The organism is Streptomyces sp. NBC_00353 (assembly GCF_036108815.1).
In the GTDB taxonomy this organism is placed as follows: Bacteria; Actinomycetota; Actinomycetes; order Streptomycetales; family Streptomycetaceae; genus Streptomyces.
The window spans coordinates 1,929,836-1,956,583 of the sequence record NZ_CP107985.1; the positions used below are offsets into that span (position 1 = coordinate 1,929,836).

Genomic DNA, 26,748 nt, shown 5'->3' on the forward strand with positions numbered 1-26,748 from the left:
GTGAACGCACAGCATGTTCCAGCCGTACTGAACGACAAGGGCCGCGAGCGGCCACATGGGTCGGACCAGGAGGTCACAGCCGTTGTTCAGTGTCACCGTCCGCGAGCACTTCATGATCGCCCACAGTTTCCGCGGGAAGGTGTTCGGTCCCGCGCAGCGTCTGCACGGAGCGACGTACGTGGTGGACGCCTCCTTCCGCCGTCCCGAGCTGGACGCCGACAACATCGTCGTCGACATCGGGCTGGCCACCACTGAACTCAAACGCGTGGTGGGCGAGTTCAACTACCGCAACCTCGATGACGAATCCGAGTTCGCGGACATCAACACCTCGACGGAATTCCTGGCCAAGGTCATCGCCGACCGCCTGGCCGACCAGGTGCGCGCCGGAGCACTGGGCGAGGGCGCACATGGCCTGACCGGCATCACAGTGACCCTGCACGAATCACACATCGCATGGGCGAGCTACGAGCGGCTCCTGTGAACCCCGCGGCTGCCACCACAATGACCGGGCGCTCGGTCATTGTGGTGATGCCCGGTGGCGTCGACGATCCGTCCGCGCCGAGTGGGGGCAACACCTACGACCGCAGAGTGTGCCGGGACCTGCCCCGGATCGGCTGGCAGGTCCACGAGTACGCCGTCGCGGGCACCTGGCCACAGCCCCGAGCCACCGCACGTGCGGAACTGACCCAGGTACTCGGGGAGTCGGCGGACGGCGCCGTCGTCGTCCTCGACGGACTCGTTGCCTGCGCCGTCCCCGAGATCATCATTCCCGAAGCCGAACGGCTGCGCCTGGTGGTGCTGGTCCACCTGCCGCTGGGCGACGAGACAGGCCTCACCCCTGGCACGGCAGCAGCCCTGAACGCCGGAGAGCGCAGGACGCTGCAGGCCGCGGCGGCAGTCGTGGCAACCAGTGACTGGGCGGCCGTCCGGCTCGTGACCCACCACGGACTCGACCCCGGCCGGGTCCACGTCGCCGCCCCCGGAGCCGACACGGAACCCCTGGCGACCGGCACCGCAACCGGTACCGACCGCGCACCGAGCCTGCTGTGCGTGGCCTCTGTGACTCCGCGCAAGGGGCAGCTCCAGCTGGTGGAATCCCTCGCGGCCGTCGCAGATCTTCCGTGGAACTGCGTCTGCGTCGGCGGACTGGGCCAGGATCCCGGCTACGTCGCCCGGATCCGGGAGCTGATCGGACGGTACGGCCTCGGCGACCGGGTACACCTTGTCGGCCCACGGACAGGCGCCGAGTTGAACGCGAGCTACGCCGCCGCCGACCTGCTGGTGCTCGCCTCGCACGCCGAGACGTACGGCATGGTGGCGACAGAGGCTCTTGCCCGCGGCGTCCCCGTACTGGCGACGGCGGTCGGTGGACTCCCGGAAGCAGTCGGACACGCACCCGACAGGGGCGTGCCGGGCTTCCTGGTACCACCGCAGGACCCGGCAGCGTTCGCCTCGGCATTGCGCCTCTGGCTCGGTGAGCCGGTCGAACGCCGACGGTCGAAGGAGGCCGCCTTGGTTCGGCGCACTGCGCTGGCCGGCTGGGACACGACCTCGCGCAGTCTGGCCGCGGTGCTGGAACAACTCCGCCAGGAATCCCGGGAGGCCGCGTGAGCGGGACCGGTGCAACTCGCTATGCCCCGGAGTGGCTGGCGCTGCGGGAGGGTGCCGATGCGGCCGCCCGCGCATCCGGACTCCTCGGCCCGCTGCAGCGGCACCTGGAGGCCGCAGCCAGTCGGCCCGGTGGCGCAGAACCGGCGTCAGGGCGTTCGACGTTGGTGATCCGCGATCTCGGGTGCGGCAGTGGTTCCATGGGCCGCTGGCTCGCTCCCCGCCTGAACGGCCCCCAGCACTGGATTTTGCACGACCACGACCCGGATCTGCTCGATTTGGCCGCTGCTCGGACGCCTCGTACGGCCGCCGACGGCAGTCCCGTGACCGTCACAACAGAACGCGGCGATGTCGCGCGACTGACCGCGAACGTCCTCTCAGGCACCTCGCTGGTGACGGCCTCCGCTCTGCTGGACCTGCTCACCCGCGACGAGCTGAACGGGCTGGCCGCGGCCTGCGCCGGGGCCGGTTGCCCGACGCTGCTGGCGCTCTCCGTGGTGGGAAGGGTCGACCTCACCCCGGCAGACCCGCTGGACGCCGAGATCGCGCACGCGTTCAACGCCCACCAGCGCCGCGTGGACCAGGGCCGCCGGCTCCTCGGGCCCGACGCCGTCACGGCGGCCTCCGAGGCCTTTGCGTGCCATGGCCTGACCGTACGAGAGCACGCGAGCCCGTGGCGGCTCGATTCCGGTCCTCGCTCTCTGCCCTGCGACGGGACGGGCCGGACGCAACGGGCCGATCCGTGCGGATCAGGAATTCGGGACCCGGACACCGGCGAGTCCACGCTGTTGACAGAGTGGCTTCGGGGCTGGGTCGGCGCCGCTCGTGACCAGCGGCCGGACCTCGAACAGCGTGCCGATGCGTATCTGCGGCGCCGTCTGGCGGAGTGCTGGGCAGGCGAGTTGCAGGTTGTGGTGCATCACAAGGATGTCCTGGCCCTGCCCGGACCGACGGGTGGGTCCTCGTGACACGGCAGGTCGTACGGGCCCGTCTCGGCATGCTCGTCGGAACGGCCATCGTCGTGGGGCTGCTGTGGTGGCAGGGCACCGACGTCATCGTGGACGGCATGCGTGGGATCGACGGCCCCACCCTCTTGGCCGCTCTGGGTCTCGGCATGCTCACCACCGTGTGCAGCGCGTGGCGTTGGTGCCTGGTGGCGAGGGGGCTGAGCGTACGGCTGCCGCTGGGCCGGGCCGTCGCCGACTACTACCGCGCTCTGTTTCTGAACGCGGCGCTGCCCGGTGGCGTCCTCGGCGACGTACACCGTGGTGTGCGGCACGGGCAGAGTGCGGGTGACGTCGGCCGGGGGGTCCGCACCGTCGTCCTCGAACGCGTTGCGGGCCAAGTGGTCCTCGTCGCAGTCGGCGTGACGCTCCTGCTCACGCAGCCCTCCCTGGCGCTGGACAGGATCGGCCACCTCGCCGATCGGATCGCCACTGCACCAGGTGCCCTGTCCGCTCTCCTCGTGATGTCCGGTCTGGTGGCCGTGGGTGCTGTGCGGCTCCGCGGGAAGCAGTACACGTCTCGATGGCACCGCGCGGTTCGGGCCGCGCTGGCCGAAGTGCGCCTCGGACTGCTCGCCCGGGGAAGCTGGCCGGGGGTGTTGATCTCGTCGCTTGCGGTGCTGGCAGGGCATCTCGGCATGTTCCTGCTCGCCGCCCGAACCGCAGGATCGACGGCGCCGGCGACCGAACTGGTACCGCTGATGGTGCTGGCACTTCTCGCCATGGCACTGCCGCTGAACGTCGGGGGCTGGGGGCCGAGGGAAGGGGTCACCGCATGGGCCTTCGGAGCTGCGGGCATGAGTGCCGCGCAGGGACTGACCGTCGCCGTGGTGTACGGACTACTCACCTTCGTCGCGAGCCTGCCCGGTATCGGCGTGCTCGTCACCCACTGGTTCACCGGGATGCGTCGTCCGCAGATCGAGCTCGAAGAGAGTGTCCTCGCCGAGAACGGCACGCCGGGTCGGCGGACGAAGCGCGTCGCGCATCAGCTCCGGGCCGGGAAAGCCGAGCCCCCGGACGCCGTCGCCGAGCAGGACCGGTGCCACTGTGAGGTAGAGGCGGTGCAGCGCCCGCGCGTGGAGGAAACGCGACACGGTGATTCCGCCGCCCTCGACAAGCACGCGGCCCAGCCCACGGCCCGCGAGTTCCCGCAACAGGCGTCGAGGCGCGAACGCAGCGGTGTCGGGCAGGGGCAGTATGTCGATGCCGTCCATGGCCGGAACGTCCTGACCCCGCTCCTTGTCCGCGCCCACCACCCACAGGGTGGGTGCTGCCCCGTCGCTGAACACTCGGTGGCGGAGCGGTACCCGGCGGTGCGGATCGAGGACAACACGGACCGGGTTGGTACCCGCGCAGGTACGGACCGTCAGCTGGGGATCGTCCGCAACAGCGGTGCCGGCACCGATGACCACCGCGTCGGAGAGAGCACGCAGGTGGTGCAGATGGTCGCGGTCCTCCGCGCCCGTGACGTAGTCGGCGTCGCCGGTACGGCTGGCGATGAATCCGTCCAGGCTCTGTCCCAGCTGCGCGAAGGCGAAGCGCGGACCGCCCAGGCAGAGCGGCAGATAGCGGTCGGCGAGGATATCCGCCTCGGGCGAGGCGCACCCCCACCGGCGCCGGCCGTCGGTTCCCCGGATCAGTCCGGCGGCCTCGGCATCCGCCTCGGACCGGATGCCGCGCAGCCGCTCCCAGGCTTCCGACGCATCAAGCATGCCGTCGCGTTGTTCCGCGGAGCGACCGGTCACCGCGTTCCCCGCCGGGCGACGGCCGACGGCCGGCTGTCCGCGACGCCGGACGGCCGGGACCCGGGCTCCGCCGGGACCAGGAGCTCATCCGGTGCCAGAAGTGAGAGGTACTCAGCGAAGGAATCGACGAGACCGGTCAACAACAGCTTTCCCTTTTCCGCAGATGCCAAGGAAGGACGGCCGATCACGCCGGATTCCGTATAGGCCCGCATACCGAGAGTGAGCAGATGTTTCCGGTCGTCGGCGAGGAAGTCGGAGGTCTCATGGCCCGGTCGGATCATTCCTGGATCCACATGCAGCAGGATGGACGTCTCCAATTCTCCGGCATGCATGTCGCTGTAGGAAGACGTACGTAGACCGGCCCTGTCCCGCGCCTTGTCCCAGTCGGCCGATCCGGGGAATAGCGCCATGCGGGTCCCGGTCCCCGCCGACTCCTGAACCACGTTACGCAGTGCGTAATTTCCACCGTGTCCGTTGATCAGAACCAGGTTATTGATACCGGATCGACGGAGCGATTCAGCGATGTCCCGGACAACGGCACACAAGGTGGTCGCAGAAATGCTGACCGTTCCCGGCCAAGCGGCGTGCTCGTGCGAGCAGGAGATCGTCACCGGAGGCAGACGGTGCACCGCATGGGTGGCGGCGATCTCCCGGGCGATGGCGCAGGCTATGAGCGTATCGGTCATCAGGGGCAGGTACGGCCCATGTTGCTCGAAGCTGCCGATGGGAAGAACTGCGACACCGGCCCGACCGGCCCCCGCATCCACCGTCGTCGTGTCCAGTGACAACAGATCAGATACCGGTGTGCGCCCTTGCCGTTCACTCATGTTTCCCGACCCATTCCTTCTTCGCGCCACGCGACCTGCCCACCGACCGGTCCGAATAAGGCAGCACACGGAGGGGAGTTCCGTACGCCTCCACGAGAGCAGGCTACGCAAAGTCGATGCATTCATCAGTCGAACCCGATGAACAGGAAGACCAGTTGTCTTCCTGTCATCGACTTCCGGCCCACCGGCCAAGGCTACCCGATATGATCGGGCCATGATAGAGAGCGATGGCGCACACCGCGACAGCGCGCGTTCAACAGGCGCTGAACGAGCGACAACTGTCCAGCTGTCAACCGAGCACGGTGTATTCCGTGCTGTCGGCTACTTGGATCACAATCGCAGGGATGAACAAATAGCTCTGGTATACGGCGACATCGAGGGAGACGATGCGCTCACCCGGGTACATTCGGAGTGTCTGACCGGAGATACCTTTGGATCCAACCATTGCGAGTGTGGGGACCAACTGTCCGCGGCACTGCGCGCCATCGTGGGCGAAGGACGCGGCGTACTGATCTACCTGCGGGGTCACGAGGGCCGGGGAATCGGCCTGTTGGCCAAGCTCCGGGCGATGCAGCTCCAGGCAGAGGGACTTGACACGGTCGAGGCGAATATCGCGCTCGGACTCCCTGTCGACGCGCGCGACTACCAGGTGGCGGCGGAGATTCTGCACGACCTCGGCGTCCGATCCGTGCGACTGTTGTCGAACAACCCACGCAAGCGCGAGGCGCTGCTGCAGCACGGCATCAAGGTTACCGAACAGGTTCCGCTGCTGACACAACCGCGTGAGGAGAACCTCGCCTACCTGCGGACCAAACGAGAACGCCTTGGCCATCACCTGCCGCATCTGGATGGCGGGATCGACCGGACCTGACGCGTGAGTGAAGCCCCGTGCGCGGCGCAGCCCGCACAGGGGCGTCCGGTTCCGATGCCGGGGCTCCGGTGGCGGAGTGAGCCGTTCGGTGTATCTACTGAGACGGTGCGGAGCCGGCCGCTCACGAGGCAATGCAGCAGAGCCGGACGTGACATGCCTCCGTACCGGGAGTCGGGCGCACATGGCGGTGGCCGACGTCGGCCAGGAAAATGGCGCGCGCCTCGTCAATGGCCCGCATCCTGCCCGTACGAGAACACCGCCGGCCGACTGCCTCCGCTGATCAAGGACCTCACCTCCGTGACGGTGGAAGGGGTCCGCACAACGTCGCCGGGACACCCGCGGAGGTAATCGACCCCGCGCTGCCGGACTCCATGAAGGGATGAGCGGACTATGACAGGAATCAGCGGTCCGGCCCGGCACCTGCGTGGTCTCCTGGCCGGGGCCGCCGCGGGCGCTGCCGGGACCACGGTCCTGGACACGGTCGGGTACCTGGACATGGTGATCCGCGGCCGAGGAGCGAGCACGACACCCGAGGTCACCGTGGAGCGGCTGTCGGAGACCCTGCACGTTCCGATCCCGGGCGACGAGAACGCACGGGAGAACCGCGTCAAAGGTCTGGGCCCTCTGACCGGTACAGCAGCGGGTGTGGGGATGGGCGCCCTGCTCGGCCTCGCTCTCTCCTGCGGCTGGCGGCCGGGCAACGCGGTCCTGACCGCCACGGCGACCACGGGGGCGTTGATCGGGACCAACGGCCCGATGACCGTGCTGCGCGTGACCGACCCGCGCACGTGGTCACGCTCCGACTGGGTCGCCGACATCGTTCCGCACGTGGCCTACGCGCTGGTCACCGTCGCCGTCGTCAAGGGCCTGGAACCCGGCCCGGCCGATCGCACCGGCGGGATCCGTGCGGGAGTGCGGCAGTGCGGCGCCGCGCTCCGGCACACCTTGTGCTCGTGACCGACGCGCACGCGGGAGGGGCGCGGGCAGGTTCGAGCAGGTCCTGTTCGACCAACCGCGGGCAGGTGGCGGACCATCAGCGTCGCTCATTGGGTCCGGCGGCTCCCGCGGGCAGCAGCTCCCGGCGCTCGCGCAGCGCGGTCATCAGCGGATGAGGCGTCGCCCACCATCCCTGCCTGCACGAACGGGACCGGCCGGCCTCCGCTGCGGGGCCGCCGCACGTACGCGCCAGGTCACTCCAGCAGCCCAACCCGGCTGGTCGGTGACCCGCGATGCCAACAGGCTGACCCGGGGGACCTACGATCACGTTGGGAATCCACAGAACATGGCACCCTCGCAACGACGTCCGATAGCCCGCAGGACCCGCTACGGCACCATGGTCGCGCTCCTGGTGGCGACCAGCGCGACGCTCAGTGGCTGCGCCGGCCACAGCGACCGCGCCGCCGGCAGCAGTCAGGTGGTAGCCGCCGGGGCCAAACAGATCCAGACCGAGTACGTGCCCTGCGGCAAGCCACCGGTGAAGCTGGAAAAGATCGACCAGGACTTCCTCGACTCGCTCGCGGCAGCCGGCGGCACCCCGCTGTACGAGCAGTCGTACAAGGACGCCCGGGAAGTGCTGAACAAGCTGCAGGCAGGTCCCGTGGACATGCTGCCCGCGCAGATCAGTGAGCGGACCGTGCCCGGTGGTCCGACCGGTCCGGTGTCCATCCACGTGGTCCGCCCTGACGGTGTCCAGGGCGATCTGCCCGCCGTCGTGTACATCCATGGCGGCGGCTGGGTGCTGGGCAACTTCAAGACCCATGAACGCCTCGTCCGGCAGATCGCCGACGGTGCCCGCGCCACGGTCGTCTTCGTCGACTACACCCCCTCCCCCGAGGCCCAGTTCCCCGTCCCGGTCGAGCAGGCCTACACCGTCGCCAAGTGGGTGGCCGACCACGGCCGTGAGATCGGCGTCGACCCCAGCCGACTGGCAGTTGCCGGCGACTCGGTTGGCGGAGACATGACCGCGGCCGTCACCATGATGGCCAAGGAGCGCGGAGGCCCCCACTTCAAGCAGCAGGTCATGCTCTACCCCGTCACCGACGCCGACTTCGACACCGCCTCCTACACCCGCTTCGCCGAAAACTGCTGGCTCACACGGCCGGCCATGAAATGGTTCTGGGACGCCTATGCGCCCCGCGTGGCCGACCGCAGCAATCCGCTGGCCTCCCCGCTGCACGCCACTGTCGACCAGCTGCGCGGTCTGCCGCCCGCCCTGATGATCACCGACTCCGATGTTCTGCTGGACGGGGCCAACGCCTATGCCACCAAGCTCCGCGCGGCCGGCGTCCCGGTCACCTCGTCCCACCACAGCGGCGTCACCCACGACTTCATGATGCTCAACGCACTGGCCGACACCCAGGCCGCCAAGCAGGCCGTCACCCAGACGACCGCAACTCTGCGCGAGGCGCTGCGCGCACCGACCGACCCCGGCCCCGGCAAGTAACCGGCCTCTCCCCCGTTTCGGGCCCGCCGCGATCTGCGGCGGGCCCGTCCGCGCGCGCTGCCGCCCCCGGCGCACCGAAGAGTTCGTCGAAGTGCTCCGGAGCCGCCTGTGCGCCCGACCGGGTCGCGTCGTTGTGGCTCCGGACATACCGGCTCTGACTCCTGGCGGACAGTCACCGCCCGGCCGGAGTCGCTGGTGTCGGTGGAGCCACCACACCCTCCGGCCATGGCGTGATGTGCTGCGCAGTTCCTGGCCTCATACGTGCTGGGGCAGCAGGGCGATGACCACGGACAGCGAGGCGATGCCCGCGATCGTCGAGAGCATCAGAGTCGATCCGGCGACCCTGGACTGCACGCCGAAGGGCGCGCCGAATACCAGCCCGAAGAATCCGCAGGGAATGGCGGTGAGCAGCACGGCCTCGGTGGTGCTGAGCCTGTCCAGGCCGAGCAGCAGGCACAGCCCCCAGACGAACAGCGGCATGAGCGCGTTCTTCGCCACGATGCCGTACGCCACGTTCGGCCCGAACGAGACCTTCTGCGCGGAGAGCAGGAGCCCGGTGAGGAACAGCGCCGCACCCGCACCGGCCTGACCGATGGGGGTCAGCGTCTTCTCGACCAGGTCGGGCATGTGAACGCCGCAGAGCACGAGCACGATGGCGAGCATCGGGGCCCAGAAAATGGGCCGCCGCACCGACTTCCCCAATGCCCCGCCGAAACGGGAGAGAGTGGAGCCCGGTGCATTCGGGCCCAGCATGGCGTCCTCCAGCAGAGCCAGACTGAACGGCACGATGGTCACAGCCCCTACCGCGAGGCCGATGGCGACGGCGATCGCCCCACGGGCGCCGACCACGGCGGCGGACAACGGCAGGCCGATGGAGGCATAGTTCGGGAACGCGACGGTGAGGGCCTGCACCGCGGCCTCCGCCTTCTGCAGCCGGAACGTTCTTTGCTGCAGCACGAGAGTCACGGCATACACGACAGCCAGGGCAACGACTGTCACCACGATGTACCCGGCGTGCGCGGTGATGTCGGACCGGTCCGTGGAGGAGATCGATACGAACAGCGAGGCCGGGATCGCGAAATCCATGACCAGCTTGTTGATCGAGGAAACGTCGCGGTTGTCCACGTATCCGCGCAGGCCGGCGCCGAACCCGAGGGCGAGGGCGAAGAAGACGGGGAGCAGAGCCGTCGCGATCTCGTGCACCATGCAAAAAACTATAGACTTCTGCAGGAATCGTTACGGAGAATGACTTTCCCTTATATTTCCATGAATGTGCGGCACAGGTGGCCCTTAAGTGCTCACCCGGCATGGGTGAACGCGGCCAGGACCGGGCAGGCGACTTCGGCCTGAAAGTCTCCGGACGGACGGTGCGCACGGGGTCCTGCCGGCCGAGGCGCGGGCGGCTTTCCCTCCAGGAGTCACGCGGGCCCGCGATGGCCAGGCCGGCGCTCCGACCGCGAACGCGGATGCCGCCGACACCACACACGTCCGTCGATACGAAGCCGCCGAAGCACCCATGCGTTCAACTCCTTGCGCATACAGAGCAATTACGGGGTCTTCTCGCTTCACATCTTGACGTGCCTGGTTCAGACCTTTAGGTTCACCGATCACCACCGTTCCACGAATGCACTCGACGTTCACATGTCTGGACGGGCCACGCACCTTCCGTTTCCGTCCCGATGCCTGCACCTGCGCGCCACGCTCCCACCCCCCACCGTCGGCCACGCACGAAAGGCTGTGACCCCTCGATGACCAGACATCCCCCTCTGCCCTCCACAACGCCGCACGGCACCCTCTCGACAGCGGTACTCACCCTCTCGGCCAGTGCGCTCGGCGTGTCGTCCGCCGCGGCCGCCACCGGCACGATCACCCCGCTCCCGGGCAAACGCCTCGACGTCACCGGCTGACGGACACGTCCGCCTCTCCCACCCCCCACCCCGACCCGCACAGGAGATCCCACCGTGCCCGGATCCAGGAGAGAAACCGGCCGTCGCCGGATACCGAAGCTGCTCATCGTGATCGCCCTCGTGGCCACGGCCGGAACCGGTGTCGCGGCCGCCTCGCAGGACACGGCGACCGCACAGACCGCCGCAGTGCCGACCGGTTGGGCCACCGTGGTCAACGTGGGCAGCGGCAAGTGCGTCGACGCGCGCGCCGCGGGAACGGCGAACGGCACCGCCGTCCAGCAGTACGCCTGCAACGGCAGCCAGGCCCAGCAGTGGCAGTTCGCGGCCACCTCGGGCGGATACGCCCAGGTCGGCAATCGTACCGACGCCATCAAGGTCTGGGACGTCACCGACGTCTCGACGGCGGACAGCGCGCTCGTGCAGCTGTGGACGTACGGCGGCGGAAACAACCAGCAGTGGCAGGCCGTGGCGGAGTCCAGCGGCGCGTACCACTTCGTGAACCGCAACAGCGGCAAGTGCCTCGACGTGCCGAGCGCCTCGACCGCGGACAGCGTGCAGCTCCAGCAGTACGCCTGCAACGGCAGCGCGGCCCAGTCCTTCCACGTCAACCCCGTGGATCCCCAACAGCCGCCCGGGACACCGGACCTGGGCCCGAATGTCACCGTCTTCGACCCGTCCACACCCGCTGCCACCATCCAGAGCAGTCTGAACGCGGCCTTCGCCCAGCAGGAGACCAACCAGTTCGGCACCGCCCGCAAGGCCTTCCTCTTCAAGCCGGGCACCTACGACGCCGATGCCAATGTCGGCTTCTACACCCAGGTCGCGGGGCTCGGCCTCTCCCCCGACGACGTCACCATCCGCGGTGCGGTACACGCCGAGGCGGACTGGTTCCAGGGCAACGCCACCCAGAACTTCTGGCGGTCGGCGGAGAACCTGTCCGTGACCCCGACCTCCGGCACGGACCGCTGGGCGGTGTCGCAGGCCGCCCCGTACCGCCGGATGCATCTGCGCGGCAACCTCCGGCTGGACGACGGCGGTTGGTCCAGCGGCGGCTACATGGCCGACACGAAGATCGACGGTCAGGTCACCTCGGGTTCGCAGCAGCAGTGGCTGTCGCGCAACACCGAGTGGTCGAGCTGGACCGGCTCCAACTGGAACATGGTCTACGTCGGCGCCAAGAACGCTCCCGCGAACAGCTTCCCGAGCCCGCCGTACACCACGGTCGACCAGACCCCCGTGTCGCGTGAGAAGCCCTTCCTGTACGTCGACCCGTCGGGCGCCTACAAGGTGTTCGTGCCCGGCGTACGCACCAACTCGTCCGGCACCTCGTGGAGTTCCGGAACGCCCACCGGCACGTCCCTGCCCCTCTCCGACTTCTTCATCGTCAAGCCGGGCGCGACGGCCGCACAGATGAACGACGCGCTCGCCCAGGGCAAGAACCTGCTGGTGACACCAGGTGTCTACCACCTCGACCAGACGCTCAAGGTGACCAGGGCCGGCACCGTGGTCCTGGGCCTCGGCCTGGCCACGCTCATTCCCGACAACGGGATCTCCGCCATGACGGTCGCCGACGTGAACGGCGTCCAGCTGGCCGGGCTGCTGATCGACGCAGGCACCACGAACTCGTCCCAGCTCCTGGAGATGGGGCCGAGCGGCTCGTCGGCCGACCACAGCGCCGACCCCAGTTCCCTGCACGACGTGTTCATCCGCATCGGCGGCGCGGGCGTCGGCAAGGCCACCACCAGCCTGACCATCAACAGCAACGGCGTCATCGGCGACCACCTGTGGCTGTGGCGCGCCGACCATGGCAGCGGCGTGGGCTGGACCAGCAACACCGGCGCCACGGGACTCGTCGTCAACGGCAACGACGTGACGATGTACGGCTTGTTCGTCGAGCACTACCAGAAGCACCAGACCGTCTGGAACGGCAACGGCGGCCGCACGTACTTCTACCAGAACGAGATGCCGTACGACCCGCCCAACCAGGCGTCCTGGATGAACGGTTCGACGCAGGGCTACGCCGCCTACAAGGTCGCGGACTCCGTAACGAGTCATCAGGTGTACGGCTTCGGCAGCTACTGCTACTTCAACGTCAACCCGGGTGTCACCGCCGAGCACGCCATCGAGGCGCCCAACAACGCGAATGTGCGCTTCAAGGACATGGTGACGGTCTCGCTGGGCGGCACCGGGACGATCCGGCACGTCATCAACGACCGGGGTGGCCCGTCCAACTCCACGACCAACGTCGCCAACCTCGTCAGCTACCCCTGATGCTCAAGGAAGGATCGTCGATGGACACCAGCAGATCCGGTCCGGCGCGCGCGACCCTGTGGGTCCTCGTCCTGCTGGCGACACTGCTCGGCCTGGCGGCACCACCCGACGCCCGGGCGAGCACGGCGGCAACGCCGTTCAAGGTGCTCGCCCTCTACAACGGCACCTGGGACGCCGCGCACATCAGCTTCGTCCACGAGGCCAACGACTGGTTCCCCGAGCAGGCCACGCAGAACGGCTTCACCTACACGGCCAGCAACAACTGGGACCTGCTCAGCAACGGTGGCGTGAACGCCTATCAAGTCGTCGTGTTCCTCGACGACTTACCGCAGACTGCCGCGCAGCGGTCCGGCTTCGAGCAGTACATGCGCGGTGGCGGCGCCTGGATGGGCTTCCACGTCTCCGCCTTCACGACGGACGCACAGTCCTGGCCCTGGTACCACAACCAGTTCCTCGGCAGCGGCACCTTCAGGTCCAACACCTGGGGTCCGACCACGGCCGTCCTGAAGGTCGAGGACCGCACTCACCCGTCCACCAAGAGCCTGCCCGCTACCTTCACCTCGTCGGTCAGCGAGTGGTACAGCTGGTCCAACGACCTGCGGCAGAATCCGGACATCAAGATCCTCGCCTCGGTGGACCCCAGCAGCTTCCCGCTGGGAACGGACCCCAACCAGACCTGGTACAGCGGCTATTACCCGATCCTGTGGACCAACACGAAGTACAGGATGCTGTACGCGAACTTCGGTCACAACGCGATGGACTACGCATCCAACACCGCGCTGTCGTCGACGTTCGCCAGTGAGACACAGAACCGGTTCCTGCTCGACGGGCTGAAGTGGCTGGGCGGGGCCGGAGACACCGTGCCACCGGCGGACCAGATCTCCGAGACCGCCTGGTACTCGCTGACGAACGCCGCCAACGGCACCTGTGTGGACGCCCGTTCCGCCGCCACGGCGAACGGGACCGCGATCCAGCAGTACTCCTGCAACGGGACCCTGGCACAGCAGTTCCAGTTCCGCTCGACGGACAGCGGATACACACGGATCACCATCCGCGGGAACCCGCAACAGGTCATCGATGTGACCGACCGCTCGACCGCCGCCAACGCGCCGCTCCAGCTGTGGAGTTACGCGGGCGGGCAGAACCAGCAGTGGCAGCCCGTGAAGGAGAGCAGCGGGCGATACCACTTCAGCGCCCGCCACAGCGGCCAGTGCCTGAGTTCCGCGAGCTCCTCTGCGAACAGTGTCCAGCTCACCCAGCGACCCTGCGACGGCTCCTCCGCGCAGAGCTTCACGCTCACAGCACAGCCCTGACCGCTCCATCTGACGGTGTCCCTCGCCGCTGATCCGCGGCGAGGGGCACCGGGTCGCTCTCACGACGGCACTCACGCAGGGGCGGCCGGCATCCTCCGGGGCGGCCCGCAGGTTGTTCCGGCCACTCATACCGACGAACCGCCCTTCTCACCTCCGGGTCATGCACTGACACCCGCAGGTCAGCGCACTCGCCCTCGCGGCTTCAGCGCCACCGGCGGCAGTTCGGGGGCAGCCAGCCGGCCGCCGTCGTAACCCTTCACCTCTCCGAAGCGGGACCCTTCCATCCAGCCCCTCCGAGCCTCTTCGATCTCCTCATGGGAACGGCCGATGAAGTTCCACCACATGACGATCTCTTCCTCGAACGGCTCGCCGCCCAGAAGCATGAGGCCGGCGTCGGAGGCGGCACGGAGGGGGAGTTCGGTGCGGCCGCAACCGAGGTAGAGCATCGATCCGGGCTGCAGCGGCACACCGTCGACCTCCGCCTCGCCGGACATCGACAGCACTGCGTACTCGAAGTCGGGGTCGAGCGGCAGTCGCGCCTCGGCGCCGTCCGTCAGAGCGATGTCTGCGCCGACGATGGGGGTATAGGCCGTACCCGGTGACGTGGCACCGTCGAGTTCGCCGAGGATCACCGTGGCGGTGAAGCCGGGGGCGGTGACGGTGGGCAGGTCGGTGTGGTGCTGGAAGTGCGGCTCGACCTGCCGGTGCGCGTCGGGCAGGGCCACCCAGAGCTGGGCGCCGTGCAGAAAACGGGCGTGCGGCTTCGGGCTCTCCTCGGAGTGGCTGATCGCCCGGCCGGAAGTCATCAGCCCCAGTTCGCGCGGGCGGACCGTCTGCAGACTGCCCAGGCTGTCGCGGTGCAGCACCTCGCCCTCATGGAGCCAGCTCACCGTCTGCAGACCCATGTGGGGGTGCGGCGGGACCTGCATCCCGGGCTCGTCGGCGATGTCGTCGGGGCCGTAATGATCCACGAAGGCCCAGGCGCCGACCATGCGCCGGCCGAGATTGGGCAGCAGTCGGCGGACCTCGGTGGACTCGCCGAGCTGGACGTGGCGCGGGGCGAGGAGTTCACGTACCGGCTCGGCGACGACGAAACCCCGCCCTCCGCAGACGGAGAGTGCGGCCTGGCGATCGAGATTGCTCATGGCGCTCAACCTATTCCCGTGCGGGCGCGGGTGGTCGATACCCACGCCGAGATTTTAGTGGAATGTTCAACCATTATGCTGTGTTGTCAACGTCGAACGAACGGCTGGGCGGACGACCGGACGCCCGACCGGAAGGATCCGGGAAGGCCGCGACCGAGGAGGACAAGTGAACGACAGCTACTTCGAGTTCGGTACCGCAGCCGACCGCTGGGACCGTGCCCGGATGTTTTTCGAGGCGAAGGAGTATCTCACCGCGGCCCGGATCCTGGGTGGGCTGGTCGAGGAAGCGCCGGAGCAGGTCGCCCCGCGGCTGCTGCTGGCCCGTGCCTACTACCACTCGGCACGGCTCGGCAAGGCCGAGACGGAACTGCGGGCCGTGCTGGAGCGCGACCCCGTGGAGCACTACGCGCGGCTGATGCTCGGTCGCACGCTGGAGCGGCAGGGGCGGCAGGCCGAGGCGACGCCGCATCTGCGGATGGCTGCGGCGATGTCCGGCGACTTGGGGGACGACTCGGACGTCTGAGGCGGAGCGCCTTCGAGCGGGCTGCGGGCGTGTTCCTGAGGGAGTCGAACGGGCGCAGTCCCGAGGGCCGGCGCCCCTGGCCGGTTTCCGGCCATCGGCGTCATGGCCCAGGGTTCGGCCCCTCAGCCGGACCGATCGGTTTCCGCGTCGTCCGCGGCCCGGCTTCCCGCAGCGTTCGATACGCGGTCCAGCCATTCGGTCATCAGGGCCGATTCGGCCTTGCTGAGTCCGGCGCGGGGAGAGCCGTGCATCAGGGCCCTCAGCCGGTTGGCGGCGGAGGGGATCTGCGCCTCCCCCACGTCGTCCGGCTTGCTGTCGCCCGCTTCGGGTACGAACACGGCCGCGTGCACCGCATCGCGTACCCGTTCGGACATGCTGTTGTCGGTGAACGTCGCCGGGCGGGCGACCAGCATCAGCGCGACGCCGACATTGGCAGACATGATCATCTGGGCGGCCGGGTCGGGCGCGATCCGCAGCTTTCCCTGTGCTGCGGCCCGCTCCAGGTCCCTGGTGAGGATCCGATGCGATTCCAGCGCGGCGGCCGGCGGGGTGCGCATGGCGGGGGAATTCATCAGCCGGTACAGGTTCGGATTGCGCAGGGCGAACTCGACATGGCTGTCCCAGCCGTCACGCAGGTCCTGGACGGGGTCCGCGGTGTCGCCGCGCTCCCGCTTCGTCGCCAGGTACGCATCGAAGCCATGATCGACGACGGCCGAGAGCAGTCCTTCCTTGTCGCCGAAGTACCGGTAGAGGGCCGGGGCCCCCACCTGGGCGGCCTCGCACACGGCCCGGGTGGAGACGCCCCCGTCCGGCGACTTCGCGACCAGGTCGGCCGCCACTTCCAGGATGCGTGCTCGAGTGCTCATCGAACGGACGCTATCAAGGGGAGCGTGCGGGGGTCAGCGCGCTGCATGGGGAGCCAACAGGTCGTCGAGGCCGATGCGGGTGAGGAACTCGGTGCGTATGTGGTCGGCGACGGCGCTGACCGTCTCGCTGCCGTCGTCGACGGGGTCGATGTGGACCCTGAAGGGGCGCTTGCCGTGCTCCGTCCCGACCACCCGGACGATGGCGTCGGCGACCTGGGAGACGTCGGCGTCGGCGGGTGCGAGGGCGGCCAGGCGTTGGGAGACCTGGTCCATCATCCCCGCGTAGCGCTCTTCGTACGCCGGGACGACGGTCAGGTCGGAGGGGTGGCCGCCGGTGACGAAGTGGTTGGTGCCGGAGGTGAAGGAGCCGGGCACGACGATGGTGGTTTCGATGTTGAAGCGGGCCAGCTCGGCGGCGTACGAGACGGCGAGCGCGTCCATGGCGGACTTGGCGGCGAAGTACGGGGCGAGATAGGGCGGGGTGCCTCCCCTGGTGGACGTGGAACCCACCCAGACGACCAGCCCGTGTTCCTGGGCGCGCAGGTGCGGGAGGGCGGCCCGGTTGACGCGTTGGGTGCCCAGCACATTGGTGTCGTAGACCGCCGCGAGCTCCTCTGGCGTGAACGCCTCGGTGGGGCCGGTGACCATGTGTCCGGCGTTGTGGATGATCACGTCCAGCTGTCCGGCGTCGGCGAGGACGGTGGCGACGGCGGCGTCCGCCGACTCCTGGGACAGCACGTCGAGTTCGACGGTGCGCAGGTCCACCTGGTGCTCGGCGGCGTACGCCGCCGCCTCGGCCACACGCGCGGCGTTGCGTGTCCGGGTGTTGCGTATGGCCGCGTAGACGGTGTGGCCCTCGCGGGCCAGGGCGCGGGCGGCCAGGGCGCCGAAGCCGGATCCCGCGCCGGTGATGACGATGGTCTTGCTCATGACTCAGTCCTCGGTCTTTCGGTCGGTGAAGGAGAGGAAGAAGAGATGGAGGGTGACAACGGTCGTGGGAGCGGCGGTCTGCTGCCGTCAGCGGGCGGGGTCAGACGATGCCGCCGTTGGCACGCACGACCTGGCCGTTGACCCAGCGGGCGGGACCGGCGAGGAAGGCGACGACCTCCGCGATGTCCTGTGGAGTCCCGAGGCGCTCCAGCGGTGCCTGGCCGGCGAGCTTCTCGATGGTCGCCTCGTCCTTGCCGTCCAGGAAGAGAGCGGTGGCGGTCGGCCCGGGGGCCACGGCGTTGACCGTGATGTCCTTGCCTCGCAGTTCGCGGGCCAGGATCAGGGTCATGGCCTCGACCGCGCCCTTGGTGGCGGCATAGGCGGTGTAGCCGGGGAGGGCCAGCGACAGCACGGAGCTGGAGAAGTTGATGATCGCTCCGCCGCCGCGCAGGCGGCGGGCCGCCTGCTGGTCGACGACGAACGTGCCACGGATGTTGGTCCGGTACATCCGGTCCAGCGCGTCCAGGTCCATGTCGACGAGCGGTGCGAGCGTCATGACGCCCGCGGCGTGGACGACGACGTCGACTCCGCCGAAGGTCTCCTCCGCCGCATCGAAGAGCGCCGCCACCGCGGCCTCGTCGGCGACGTCCGCACGGTGGGCGATTGCCTCGCCACCTGCGGCGGCAATCACCGCGACGACGGCCTCGGCCTCCGTCCGGTTGCCGGCGTAGTTGATGACGACGGCGAATCCGTCGGCAGCCAGGCGTTCGGCGCTCTCGCGGCCGATACCCCTGGATCCTCCCGTGACGACCGCGACCCGGCGTGCGGTGGTGGTCTGCTCAGTCAAGGCGTTGCTCCCGTTTCAAGGGGGTGCGGTGATGCCCGCTTCCCGATGGAACAACGCTAACACCATTTGCGTAGCGTCGCTACCACCACCGCGTAGCAACGTTACGAGCGCCGCTACCCACTTTTCGATCGGTCAAAATTCCGATGCGTCGAGGCTTGCCGCCGTGATAGTCCGGCGAGTCATGGAATCTCTTGTGACAACGCGGCTCGTGCTCCACCCACTGACCCCCGCGGAGGCGGAGTGCGTAGTGCAAGGCCGTCCCGGGCCGGACGCCCTCTGGGCACCTGACTACCCCAACGACGGCGACCGGGCCGGCGCGAGGCACTTCCTGGAGCACTGCGCGGATACCGGCAATCCTCAGCCGTTCGGCGCGTACGAGATCCGCCTCCGCGAGAACGGGCACGCCATCGGCGGAGTCGGTTTCCACGGTGTCCCGGACGACCGGGGGCAGGTCACGATCGGCTACGGCCTGATACCGGCAATGCGCGGAAAGGGGTACGCCTCCGAGGCCCTGCGTGCACTGCTGGAGATTGCCCGTGCCGCGGGTGTCGCGTCGGTCAGGGGCGACGCCGACCTCGACAACACCGCGTCCCAGCACGTCATGGCAGCGGCGGGCATGCACTTCGTCGGGGAGGACGACCTGCTGAGGCATTACCGGATCGACTGGACGGCCGGACCGGCGGCCGAACCCGGGGGCGGAGCGACTGCGACGAACGGAGCCGCCGGGTCCGAACCTTCTCCCGAGGTCTCCGCTCGACGTCCGTCATGACGCCGGGCACCCGGGCGGCTCTGCCCCGACCACGACTGAACCCGCCAGGCGTCTCCTGGCGGGTTCGGTCGTAGCGGATTTTCGGCCGGTCAGCCGGCAGCGGTGGCCGTGCGGGATGCCGTGCCGCCACCCGCCGGGACCGTGTCCGGTCCCGGCACCAGCAGCCGTTCGGTCAGGTAGCCGAAAAACAGACCGAAAGTGGTCCAGAGCGTGGCCTGAACGGCGAGGGTGGCGAGGCGGAACTCCCACAGCAGACCAGCCGGGAAGTCCTTGCCGACCTCGTTGAACGAGGGCAGGAAAGCGTAGGCGAGACCGATGACGAGGACGTAGCCGGCGGATGCGGCGATCGTCGCGTTCCAGTTGCCCAGGCGAGGAGCCAGCCGCTTGCCGAGGATGACGGCCGCAACGGCGAGCAGCACGCTGAGAGCGACCATGAGGAAGAACAGGGCGGTGCGTTGGCCGATCGTGTCGGGGTTGCCGACGGCCGGCGGGTTGGCCGGGTATTTGAGGAACGGCACGACATACACGGTCAGCAGGGCGCCGAACGCGATCAGTGCAGACGTGGCCCGCGGGCCGAACCTGCCGATGCGGCCGAGGGCGTAGCAGAAGACGAGCGCGGCGATGCCGCCGATGGCCACGCCGAAGACGAGGACACCGGTGGCGAGGCCGGCCGTGGACTGCATCGTGCGGCTGACGAGTTCCTCGCCGCCGCCGTGGTCGTGGCTGTGTGCCTCTTCGAGGGCGATCGCCGCGTCGACCCGCGACTCTCCGAGGAAGTAGGCGACGGCAAGTGCGAGCGCGCCCGCGACGAGGCCGGCCAGCATGCCGCGGACCAGCAGGGCTCTGACGGATATGGAGTTCATGAGGGGTTCCCCTGGCTTGCGCGGCGTGTCAGTGGCAGGGGAAACCGAGCAGGTGGCGACCGTCATGTACCCACTCGTGGACACCCTCGCCGGAGATGACCGAAGTGGCGCCCTGCTCGGCGCCGACGAAGTACAGCAGGACGAGCATGAGAATGCCGAAGAAGACCGCCCATGGGGCGATGGCCTTCAGCGAGATGGGGGTGATGGCGGGTGATGCGACGGCGGCGGGGGCAGCAGTCTGTGCCATGGCAGAACCTCCTGGGGGAACACGCGTCCCGATCGTGGTGCCTGAGACGACAGCGCTGGGTCTGACTTCCCGTACGGATACGGGTTCACAGTGGCGCGACCGTGCCGGATTCTCACCGGACTTCCATCACACCGTCGTCATGTTCGTCGCGACCATACCGTCTGGGAGCACCCCGCCGCCATGGCACCATCTGCCCACCCCACAGCCCTGGATGCCATGGTGTGCTTACTGAAGAGGCCACAGTTCAGGGAGTTGACGCGGGTGTTGACGGTACGGGTGATGTTGATCTCACCGGCGCTCAACGCGGCGCTGCGCGAGGCCCGGTTCGACGGCGACGCCCCGCTCGACGCGTCCGGCGTCCGGCGGGCGCGTGCGGCCGCGGCCGCGGTGCCTGCTGCCGATCGCCGGGTGCACGGCCCGGACGAACGGTGCACCGGGACCGCCGAGGCATTGGGTCTGCGGTCCGATCCCGAACCTGCCCTTCGTGGCTGGGACTTGGGGCGCTGGAGCGGGCAACGGCTGGCGGAGGTGAGCCGGGACGAGCCGGGGGCGGTATCGGCCTGGCTGTCCAAGCCCTCGGCGGCCCCGCACGGCGGTGAGTCGCTGCTGGATCTGCATGCGCGGGTGGGCGGCTGGCTGGATTCGCTGCATCGGGAGGGCGCCGATGACGGCAGCGTGCTCGCCGTGGCCGAACCCGCGGTGGTGCGGGCCGCGGTCGTGCATGCGCTGGGCCTTCCGCCCCAGACATTCTGGCGGTTGGACGTCGCTCCGCTGACGCTGACCGAGCTCAGCGGCCGGTCCGGGCGGTGGAACCTGCGTTGCGGGCGGCCCCTGGGCACCGGAACCGACGAGACCACCGCACTGCACAGACAGTAGCCGGACGAGTCGTATCCGTGATGGATCACGGAATCACGTGCGCCGCTTTCGCCATGCGTCACGACGGACTTCACCTCCCCGCCCCGGACCGGAGAGCCGACGCCCGAGACCGGACTCCCCCACAGCGACCCACTCCCCTCAGTGACGGGCCCGACCGTGCACTCTTCCGCTCAAGCAATGCTGACAAATAGTACGTAAAATGGCCAAGGCGATCGAGCCCACCTCCTCTTCGGAAGGGCGACCGACCATGAGCGATCAAACGCAGCTGAGCCGGCCCGAGACCACCCGCCCGGCATCCGAGTCCACGCACGGAGCGGGACCGCATGGCGAAAACCGCCGAACGGAGCCCGGGGCACGGGGGCGTACCACGATCGCCGACGGCGTAGTGGCGAAGATCGCCGGGCTGGCGGCCCGGGGCGTGCCCGGGGTCCAGAGCATGGGCGGAGGATTCGTCCGCGGTATGGGGACCGTGCGGGATCGAGTGCCCGGAGCGGGAAGCCGGTCCGTCACCAGCGGTGTCAAGGTCGAGGTCGGCGAGGTTCAGACCGCTGTCGACCTGTCGATCATCGTCGAATACGGCTTCCCGATCGTCGAGCTCGCGGGCGATGTCCGGACCGAGGTGATCGCCGCCATCGAGCGGATGACCGGTCTGGAGGTCGTAGAGGTCAACATCACGGTGACCGACGTGAAGCTGCCCGACGAGGAAGAGGAGCAGCAGGCGCCGGAGAGGCGAGTCGCGTAGTGGTTCGCCGGACCGGATCGCGCCTGGTCGAAGGGGGTGCCCATCGGCCGTGTCGTCGGCCTGGAACCTCGGCTGTCTCCCGAGGCCCATCGGATGTTCGCCTGGTACAGGGCCACTGAGGCTGCCGCACATGACGGGGATGTGGCCGACCTCGATCGGAGGACCAGATGTCCACTGGAATCATTGTTGCCATCGTCGTCGTGGTGGTGGTCCTTGTCGCCCTCGCGGTGATTGTCCGGCTCGCCATTCGGCGGCGGCATCTGCAAGAACGCTTCGGGCCCGAGTACGAGCACGCTGTTGAAACCGGTGACAGCCGCACGGCGGCAGAGCGTGATCTGCGCGACCGCGAGCAACGGCACGACGACCTCGATCTGAAGCCGCTGGCCTCGACTGCCCGTCAGCAGTACACGCAGGACTGGAGCAGCGTGCAGGAGCACTTCGTGGACCGTCCGCGAGAGGCGGTCGGTGAGGCGGACCAGCTGGTGACCCGGCTCATGAACGAACGCGGCTACCCGACCGAGGGCTACGAGCAGCAGGTGAAGGACCTGTCGGTCGAACACGGGCGCACGCTGGAGCATTACCGTGCCGCCCACGAAGTCAATGCACGAGCCGGCGGTCAGCAGACGACCACCGAGGAACTGCGGGGAGCGATGGTGCACTACCGCGCACTCTTCGACGACCTGCTCACCAACGGCGACAGGCCGGGGCAGCAACACACTTGACCCGGCGCCCGCGCATACCGGCGGGCCAAAGGATCGAGAGCCCGTCGAAACCCATTCGGACGAGGTGAACAAGCATGCAGCGCGAACACAGTGGATCGGGCGACCACAGCAGCGCGGCCGACGCGGGCCTCAGCACCGAGGATCCCGCCCGGCCTCGGGATGATCGAGATGCAGATCGTGGGACGCCGTCGGCCACGGCGGATGACGCTCCCCCGTCCACCGGGAATGCCGCTGAGAACGCCGCTGACGCTGAAGACACCGCCAAGGACGCCGCGCCAGCAGAGCAGGCCGCAGCGGGTACACCGCACGCTTCGGCGCCGGACCAGGGCCAGGAGAACGAGCCGCTTCTCGGTCCCGAGGAAGCCGAGGCCTTCAAGTCCAAATGGCGGGCCGTCCAGACAGCCTTCGTCGACGATCCGCAGGACGCCGTCCGTACGGCCGACGCCTTGGTCGCCGAGGTCATGCAGACGCTGGCGCGGTCGTTCGCATCCCGCAAGGAAGGGCTCGAAAGCCAGTGGGGCCGGGGAGAAGAGGTCCTCACCGAGGATCTGCGCATTGCCCTCCAGCGCTACCGCTCGTTCTTCAACCGCCTGCTCAGCGCCTGATCGCGGAGAAGGGGTCGGCAGGCGTGATCGACTGCGCTCCGGGCCACGGTCTGCCGGCCCCGGACGACAGTGTGACCACAGCAGTCGTCGGCCACGTGGACAAGCACGCATGCTTCGTCCGACGAGCTCGCCGCCACTTCGTCTGCACCTCGGGACGCAGGTACAGCGTGCGGGTACGCGGAGGCGACGGATCCCGACGACGCATCGACCCCGTCTCTTGCCCGGGGGTTGTGAGCTGCCGTCGGTTAGCTGAGCTGGAGTGAGTTGTAGCGAGTGGGAGTGAGTCCTGTCGGTTAGTTCGTGGGGGGAACGGGAGTTCCGGGGTCGAATGGGTGACCTTGGTGGCTGGTGCTCGTTGGGCTGGGTGGCAGGTGTCGGGCCTTGAGGGGGTGATGTGATGGGTGGTGTGCGGAAGTTGACGGCGTCCTTCGTGGTGCCCGGGCCTTGCGGGGTGGCGGTCCGGGACCGTCTCAAGCACCTCACGCCCCAGGACGAGAGGGTGCTGCGTGCGGTCGGTGAGCATCAGGGTGCGCTTGCTTCCCGTGATCTCAAGGCCCGCTGTGCGGATGGTCTCGAGCACGGTGCAGACAAGTGGGCAGCACGTAAGCGGGACCTTACGAAGGAGTCGTCGTCGCGGATCGCCGGTGCGATCACCAAGGCCACGCACGATCAGTGGGCGCTGGCCCGCCGTTGCCACGCGGCACACATCCGGAAGTTGGCAGCCGGGATCAAGACGCTGCGGCACCGCCTGGCCCTCCCAATCGGGGCGCCCGGAACGAAGCGGGCCGCGGGCGGCTACCGGTCGAAGAACGAGTGGTTCCGCAAGTCCCGCCGCCTCGCGGCACTGGAAGACCGGCACGATGCCGCTGTCGCCGACTGGCAAGCCGGACGGGTCCGGGTGGTGCGGGGCGGTAGACGTCTCCTCAACACCCGCCACCACCTCACCCAGGCCCAGCTCACTGAAGATCAGTGGCGGGAACGGTGGGAGGCGGAACGCTGGTTTCTCGCTGCCGATGGTGAGTCGGGGAAGCGGTTCGGGAACGAGACGATACGCGTCACCGACACCGGCGAAGTGTCGGTCAAGCTGCCCGTTCCGCTCGCGCACCTGGCCAACACCAAACACGGCCGGTACACCCTCACCGCCCGTATCGCGTTCGCGCACCGGGGCCAGGAGTGGGCCGACCGCATCACCGCGAACCGAGCCGTCGCCTACCGCATCCACCTCGACGTGGAGCGCGGCCGCTGGTACCTCACCGCATCCTGGCAACGCCCCGCCGTGAAAACCATCCCGCTGGAAACCGCCCGCGCCCGGGGCATGATCGGCGTCGACACCAACGCGGACCACTTCGCCGCCTACCGGCTCGACGTCCACGGCAACCCCATCGGTGACCCGCACCGCTTCCCCTACGACCTGTCCGGAACCGCCGGCCACCGCGACGCACAGATCCGGCACGCGCTCACGCGTCTGCTGCACTGGACCCAGCAGGCCGGCGCGAAGACCATAGCCATTGAAGATCTGGACTTCACCGCTGAGAAGACCCGCGAGAAGCACGGCAGCGGCAAGCGGTTCCGGCAGCTCATCTCCGGCATGCCCACCAGGAAACTCAAGGCCCGGCTCGTCTCCATGGCCGCCGAACAGGGTCTCGCGATTGTCGCGGTCGACCCCGCCTACACCAGCATGTGGGGTGCCCAGCACTGGCAGAAGCCGCTGGCCACCCCGCACCGCACCATGTCCCGTCACGATGCCGCCGGCATCGCGATCGGGAGACGCGCCCTCGGACACCCGATCCAGCGACGGACGGCACCGCCCCCACACGACCAGGGTGATCGTGCGAGGCATCGGACCGTCCAGGCCGGACCAGGCGCCCGGGGGCGTGAGGAAACCCGCCCGCCCGCAACGGACCGGCCCCCCGGAGGGCCGCCGCCGAGCGGGAAGCGAAAGCGGGAACCCAGCGCATCCAAAACCGTTCGGGATGCGCCCAGTACGCAACAGTGGGTCCAAGACTCACTTACGCCCACTGGTTAGGAACGGTCGGCCACGTCGGGATCCGTCCCACGCGCCGGCTCACCGTCCGTGCTCAGCCGCGGTACGCCTCCAGCAGGCGCAGCCAGACCTCGCTGATCGTGGGGAAGGCAGGGACCGCGTGCCAGAGCCGGTCGATGGGAACCTCGCCCGCGACCGCGACGGTCGCCGAATGCAACAGCTCGCCGATGCCCGGCCCGACGAAGGTGACGCCGAGCAGGATCTCCCGGTCGAGGTCGACGACCATGCGGGCGCGGCCCCGGTAACCGCTCGCGTAGAGGCCGGAGCCCGAGACCGCGGCGAGGTCGTAGTCGACGGCACGTACGCGATGGCCGGCCCGCTCCGCCCCGGCGAGGGTGAGACCGACGGAGGCGGCCTCCGGGTCGGTGAAGACCACCTGGGGGACGGCCGCGTGGTCGGCGGTCGCGGTGTGGGCGCCCCAGCGACCGGTCGCCTGCGGGGCGCCCTGGGCGCGGGCGGCGATCGCGGCACCCGCGATACGGGCCTGGTACTTGCCCTGATGGGTGAGGAGCGCCCGGTGATTGACGTCGCCGACGGCGTAGAGCCAGTTACTGCCCTCTACACGGCAGCTGTCGTCGACCGGGAGCCAGGATCCGGGCTTCAGGGCCACCGTCTCCAGCCCCAGGTCGTCGGTGCGCGGTGCGCGGCCGGTGGCGAAGAGGATCTCGTCGGCCTCGACGATCTCGCCGTTGTCCAGTTCGACGGTGACGGGGCCGTCCGGGGCTGTGCGGTTGACGGAGGTGGCCGATACGCCGGTACGGATGTCGGCTCCGGCCTCGGTCAGCGCCTCGGCGACCAGCTCACCCGCGAACGGCTCCATCTTCGGCAGCAGGCCCTTGCCACGGATCAGCATCGTGACCTCGGCGCCGAGCGCCTGATAGACGGTGGCCATCTCCACGCCGACGACCCCACCGCCGACGATCACCAGGCGGGCCGGGACCTCCTTCGCGCTGGTCGCCTCCCGGCTGGTCCAGGGGCGGGCATCGGCGACTCCGGGCAGGTCGGGAACCACGGCGCGGCTGCCGGTGCAGACGGCGACGGCGTGCCGCGCGGTGAGCCGGTGTTCGGTGCCGTCGGGGGTGGTGACGGAGACCTGTTTCGTACCGGCCAGACGTCCCTGGCCCCGGTAGAGATCCGCACCGACGCCCTCCAACCAGGCGACCTGCCCGTCGTCGTGCCAGTCCGCGACGTACCAGTCACGGTGGGCAAGGACCGCAGCCGCGTCCAGCGGGCCCTGCACGGCGCCGCTGAGACCGGGGACCCTGCGCGCGTCCGCACGGGCGACGACCGGGCGCAGCAGGGCCTTGCTGGGAATACAGGCCCAGTACGAGCATTCTCCGCCGACCAGCTCCGCCTCGACGACCGCCGTACTCAGCCCGGCCGCGCGGGTCCGGTCCGCCACGTTCTCCCCCACCGGCCCCGCGCCGATCACCACGACGTCGTATTCGGCGTTCTTCACAGCATCAGCATCTGTCATGGGGACAGTCTGGTGGTGGGTGTGGGCTGCGGCCACATGGGCAGGCGGAATAGCGCAAAGGAAGCCACCGTTGTCCCGGGACAGGTCCGAACGGGCACAGGAA

General features: G+C 68.9%; 26 protein-coding genes, 1 pseudogene and 1 riboswitch. Of the genes and pseudogenes, 17 read left to right on the plus strand and 10 right to left on the minus strand.

Translation table 11 applies throughout. The annotated features are described in order from the left end of the window. Positions 1 to 82: 82 nt before the first annotated feature. From OHA88_RS09185 to OHA88_RS09200, 4 genes and pseudogenes are all read left to right on the plus strand, one after another. Positions 83 to 481: a 6-pyruvoyl trahydropterin synthase family protein gene (locus tag OHA88_RS09185; RefSeq protein ID WP_326607045.1), complete on the plus strand. Its 399-nt coding sequence runs from the start codon at positions 83 to 85 to the stop codon at positions 479 to 481. Further along, positions 454 to 1,611, plus strand: coding sequence for a glycosyltransferase family 4 protein (locus OHA88_RS09190; protein ID WP_328625052.1), 1,158 nt, complete (start codon positions 454 to 456; stop codon positions 1,609 to 1,611). Before OHA88_RS09185 ends, OHA88_RS09190 begins: the two co-directional genes overlap by 28 nt. Further along, entirely contained in the window at positions 1,539 to 2,576 is a 1,038-nt protein-coding gene (locus OHA88_RS09195; protein WP_443044360.1) for an SAM-dependent methyltransferase, read from the plus strand. Before OHA88_RS09190 ends, OHA88_RS09195 begins: the two co-directional genes overlap by 73 nt. A 29-nt stretch (positions 2,577 to 2,605) precedes the next feature. Beyond that, positions 2,606 to 3,421, plus strand: a pseudogene (locus OHA88_RS09200) (lysylphosphatidylglycerol synthase transmembrane domain-containing protein); the annotation flags it as partial. Between the two features lie 30 nt (positions 3,422 to 3,451). Here OHA88_RS09200 and OHA88_RS09205 read toward each other — a convergent pair. Then, entirely contained in the window at positions 3,452 to 4,324 is an 873-nt protein-coding gene (locus tag OHA88_RS09205; RefSeq protein WP_328625054.1) for a RibD family protein, read from the minus strand. A 29-nt stretch (positions 4,325 to 4,353) separates the two neighbouring features. Further along, positions 4,354 to 5,184 carry a creatininase family protein gene (locus OHA88_RS09210; protein ID WP_328629631.1) on the minus strand — a complete coding sequence of 277 codons (831 nt, stop codon included), beginning with the start codon at positions 5,182 to 5,184 and terminating at the stop codon, positions 4,354 to 4,356. Positions 5,185 to 5,398: 214 nt separating this feature from the next. Between OHA88_RS09210 and ribA the strand changes: the two genes are divergently transcribed. The 3 genes from ribA (at position 5,399) to OHA88_RS09225 (ending at position 8,498) form a co-directional block, all read left to right on the plus strand. Beyond that, positions 5,399 to 6,055: a GTP cyclohydrolase II gene (gene ribA / locus OHA88_RS09215; protein WP_328625055.1), complete on the plus strand. Its 657-nt coding sequence runs from the start codon at positions 5,399 to 5,401 to the stop codon at positions 6,053 to 6,055. Positions 6,056 to 6,445: 390 nt separating this feature from the next. Then, positions 6,446 to 7,012 (plus strand): hypothetical protein, encoded by a 567-nt coding sequence (locus OHA88_RS09220; RefSeq protein ID WP_328625056.1) that lies wholly within the window; start codon positions 6,446 to 6,448, stop codon positions 7,010 to 7,012. Positions 7,013 to 7,337: 325 nt separating this feature from the next. Continuing rightward, complete coding sequence (locus OHA88_RS09225) at positions 7,338 to 8,498, plus strand: alpha/beta hydrolase (RefSeq protein ID WP_328625057.1); 1,161 nt, start codon at positions 7,338 to 7,340, stop codon at positions 8,496 to 8,498. Between the two features lie 255 nt (positions 8,499 to 8,753). Here the strand turns inward: OHA88_RS09225 and OHA88_RS09230 are convergent, their stop codons facing one another. After that, complete coding sequence (locus tag OHA88_RS09230; protein WP_328625058.1) at positions 8,754 to 9,704, minus strand: AEC family transporter; 951 nt, start codon at positions 9,702 to 9,704, stop codon at positions 8,754 to 8,756. 542 nt (positions 9,705 to 10,246) lie between these two features. Between OHA88_RS09230 and OHA88_RS09235 the strand changes: the two genes are divergently transcribed. From OHA88_RS09235 to OHA88_RS09245, 3 genes are all read left to right on the plus strand, one after another. Beyond that, positions 10,247 to 10,405 (plus strand): hypothetical protein, encoded by a 159-nt coding sequence (locus tag OHA88_RS09235; protein WP_328625059.1) that lies wholly within the window; start codon positions 10,247 to 10,249, stop codon positions 10,403 to 10,405. Positions 10,406 to 10,525: 120 nt separating this feature from the next. Continuing rightward, on the plus strand, positions 10,526 to 12,676 hold the full coding sequence (locus OHA88_RS09240; protein WP_328629632.1) for an RICIN domain-containing protein: 2,151 nt from the start codon (positions 10,526 to 10,528) through the stop codon (positions 12,674 to 12,676). 20 nt (positions 12,677 to 12,696) lie between these two features. Beyond that, positions 12,697 to 13,989: a ThuA domain-containing protein gene (locus tag OHA88_RS09245; protein WP_328625060.1), complete on the plus strand. Its 1,293-nt coding sequence runs from the start codon at positions 12,697 to 12,699 to the stop codon at positions 13,987 to 13,989. A gap of 179 nt (positions 13,990 to 14,168) precedes the next feature. On the opposite strand, the gene OHA88_RS09250 is transcribed toward OHA88_RS09245, so the two are convergent. Continuing rightward, positions 14,169 to 15,134, minus strand: coding sequence for a pirin family protein (locus tag OHA88_RS09250; RefSeq protein ID WP_328625061.1), 966 nt, complete (start codon positions 15,132 to 15,134; stop codon positions 14,169 to 14,171). Between the two features lie 166 nt (positions 15,135 to 15,300). Between OHA88_RS09250 and OHA88_RS09255 the strand changes: the two genes are divergently transcribed. Then, positions 15,301 to 15,657, plus strand: coding sequence for a tetratricopeptide repeat protein (locus OHA88_RS09255; RefSeq protein ID WP_328625062.1), 357 nt, complete (start codon positions 15,301 to 15,303; stop codon positions 15,655 to 15,657). Positions 15,658 to 15,779: 122 nt separating this feature from the next. On the opposite strand, the gene OHA88_RS09260 is transcribed toward OHA88_RS09255, so the two are convergent. The 3 genes from OHA88_RS09260 to OHA88_RS09270 form a co-directional block, all read right to left on the minus strand. Beyond that, a complete protein-coding gene (locus tag OHA88_RS09260) occupies positions 15,780 to 16,523 on the minus strand; it encodes a TetR/AcrR family transcriptional regulator (protein WP_328625063.1) in 744 nt (247 codons plus the stop codon). Between the two features lie 33 nt (positions 16,524 to 16,556). Continuing rightward, the gene (locus tag OHA88_RS09265) at positions 16,557 to 17,453 is read right to left on the minus strand and encodes an SDR family oxidoreductase (RefSeq protein WP_328625064.1); all 897 of its coding nucleotides are present in this window, start codon (positions 17,451 to 17,453) and stop codon (positions 16,557 to 16,559) included. A gap of 100 nt (positions 17,454 to 17,553) precedes the next feature. Further along, on the minus strand, positions 17,554 to 18,300 hold the full coding sequence (locus tag OHA88_RS09270; RefSeq protein WP_326607031.1) for an SDR family oxidoreductase: 747 nt from the start codon (positions 18,298 to 18,300) through the stop codon (positions 17,554 to 17,556). Positions 18,301 to 18,493: 193 nt separating this feature from the next. Between OHA88_RS09270 and OHA88_RS09275 the strand changes: the two genes are divergently transcribed. Further along, entirely contained in the window at positions 18,494 to 19,069 is a 576-nt protein-coding gene (locus OHA88_RS09275; protein ID WP_328625065.1) for a GNAT family N-acetyltransferase, read from the plus strand. An 89-nt stretch (positions 19,070 to 19,158) separates the two neighbouring features. Here the strand turns inward: OHA88_RS09275 and OHA88_RS09280 are convergent, their stop codons facing one another. Together OHA88_RS09280 and OHA88_RS09285 are read right to left on the minus strand one after the other, a co-directional pair. After that, positions 19,159 to 19,932, minus strand: a complete 774-nt coding sequence (locus OHA88_RS09280) for a CbtA family protein (protein WP_328625066.1) — start codon at positions 19,930 to 19,932, stop codon at positions 19,159 to 19,161. A gap of 28 nt (positions 19,933 to 19,960) precedes the next feature. After that, on the minus strand, positions 19,961 to 20,179 hold the full coding sequence (locus OHA88_RS09285) for a CbtB domain-containing protein (protein ID WP_267008456.1): 219 nt from the start codon (positions 20,177 to 20,179) through the stop codon (positions 19,961 to 19,963). 3 nt (positions 20,180 to 20,182) lie between these two features. Continuing rightward, positions 20,183 to 20,331, minus strand: a riboswitch (adenosylcobalamin (AdoCbl) riboswitch). A 127-nt stretch (positions 20,332 to 20,458) separates the two neighbouring features. On the opposite strand from OHA88_RS09285, the gene OHA88_RS09290 reads away from it, so the two are divergent. The 5 genes from OHA88_RS09290 to OHA88_RS09310 all read left to right on the plus strand — a co-directional run bounded on the left by OHA88_RS09290 (position 20,459) and on the right by OHA88_RS09310 (position 25,150). Next, on the plus strand, positions 20,459 to 21,055 hold the full coding sequence (locus OHA88_RS09290) for a histidine phosphatase family protein (RefSeq protein WP_443044203.1): 597 nt from the start codon (positions 20,459 to 20,461) through the stop codon (positions 21,053 to 21,055). 247 nt (positions 21,056 to 21,302) lie between these two features. After that, positions 21,303 to 21,797 carry an Asp23/Gls24 family envelope stress response protein gene (locus tag OHA88_RS09295; RefSeq protein ID WP_328625067.1) on the plus strand — a complete coding sequence of 165 codons (495 nt, stop codon included), beginning with the start codon at positions 21,303 to 21,305 and terminating at the stop codon, positions 21,795 to 21,797. A 167-nt stretch (positions 21,798 to 21,964) separates the two neighbouring features. Then, on the plus strand, positions 21,965 to 22,519 hold the full coding sequence (locus tag OHA88_RS09300; RefSeq protein WP_328625068.1) for a hypothetical protein: 555 nt from the start codon (positions 21,965 to 21,967) through the stop codon (positions 22,517 to 22,519). A gap of 74 nt (positions 22,520 to 22,593) precedes the next feature. Beyond that, positions 22,594 to 23,124 carry a hypothetical protein gene (locus OHA88_RS09305; protein WP_328625069.1) on the plus strand — a complete coding sequence of 177 codons (531 nt, stop codon included), beginning with the start codon at positions 22,594 to 22,596 and terminating at the stop codon, positions 23,122 to 23,124. 397 nt (positions 23,125 to 23,521) lie between these two features. Further along, positions 23,522 to 25,150, plus strand: coding sequence for an IS200/IS605 family accessory protein TnpB-related protein (locus tag OHA88_RS09310; RefSeq protein WP_328625070.1), 1,629 nt, complete (start codon positions 23,522 to 23,524; stop codon positions 25,148 to 25,150). 52 nt (positions 25,151 to 25,202) lie between these two features. Here the strand turns inward: OHA88_RS09310 and OHA88_RS09315 are convergent, their stop codons facing one another. Then, the gene (locus tag OHA88_RS09315) at positions 25,203 to 26,645 is read right to left on the minus strand and encodes a dihydrolipoyl dehydrogenase family protein (RefSeq protein ID WP_328625071.1); all 1,443 of its coding nucleotides are present in this window, start codon (positions 26,643 to 26,645) and stop codon (positions 25,203 to 25,205) included. Positions 26,646 to 26,748 lie beyond the last annotated feature (103 nt).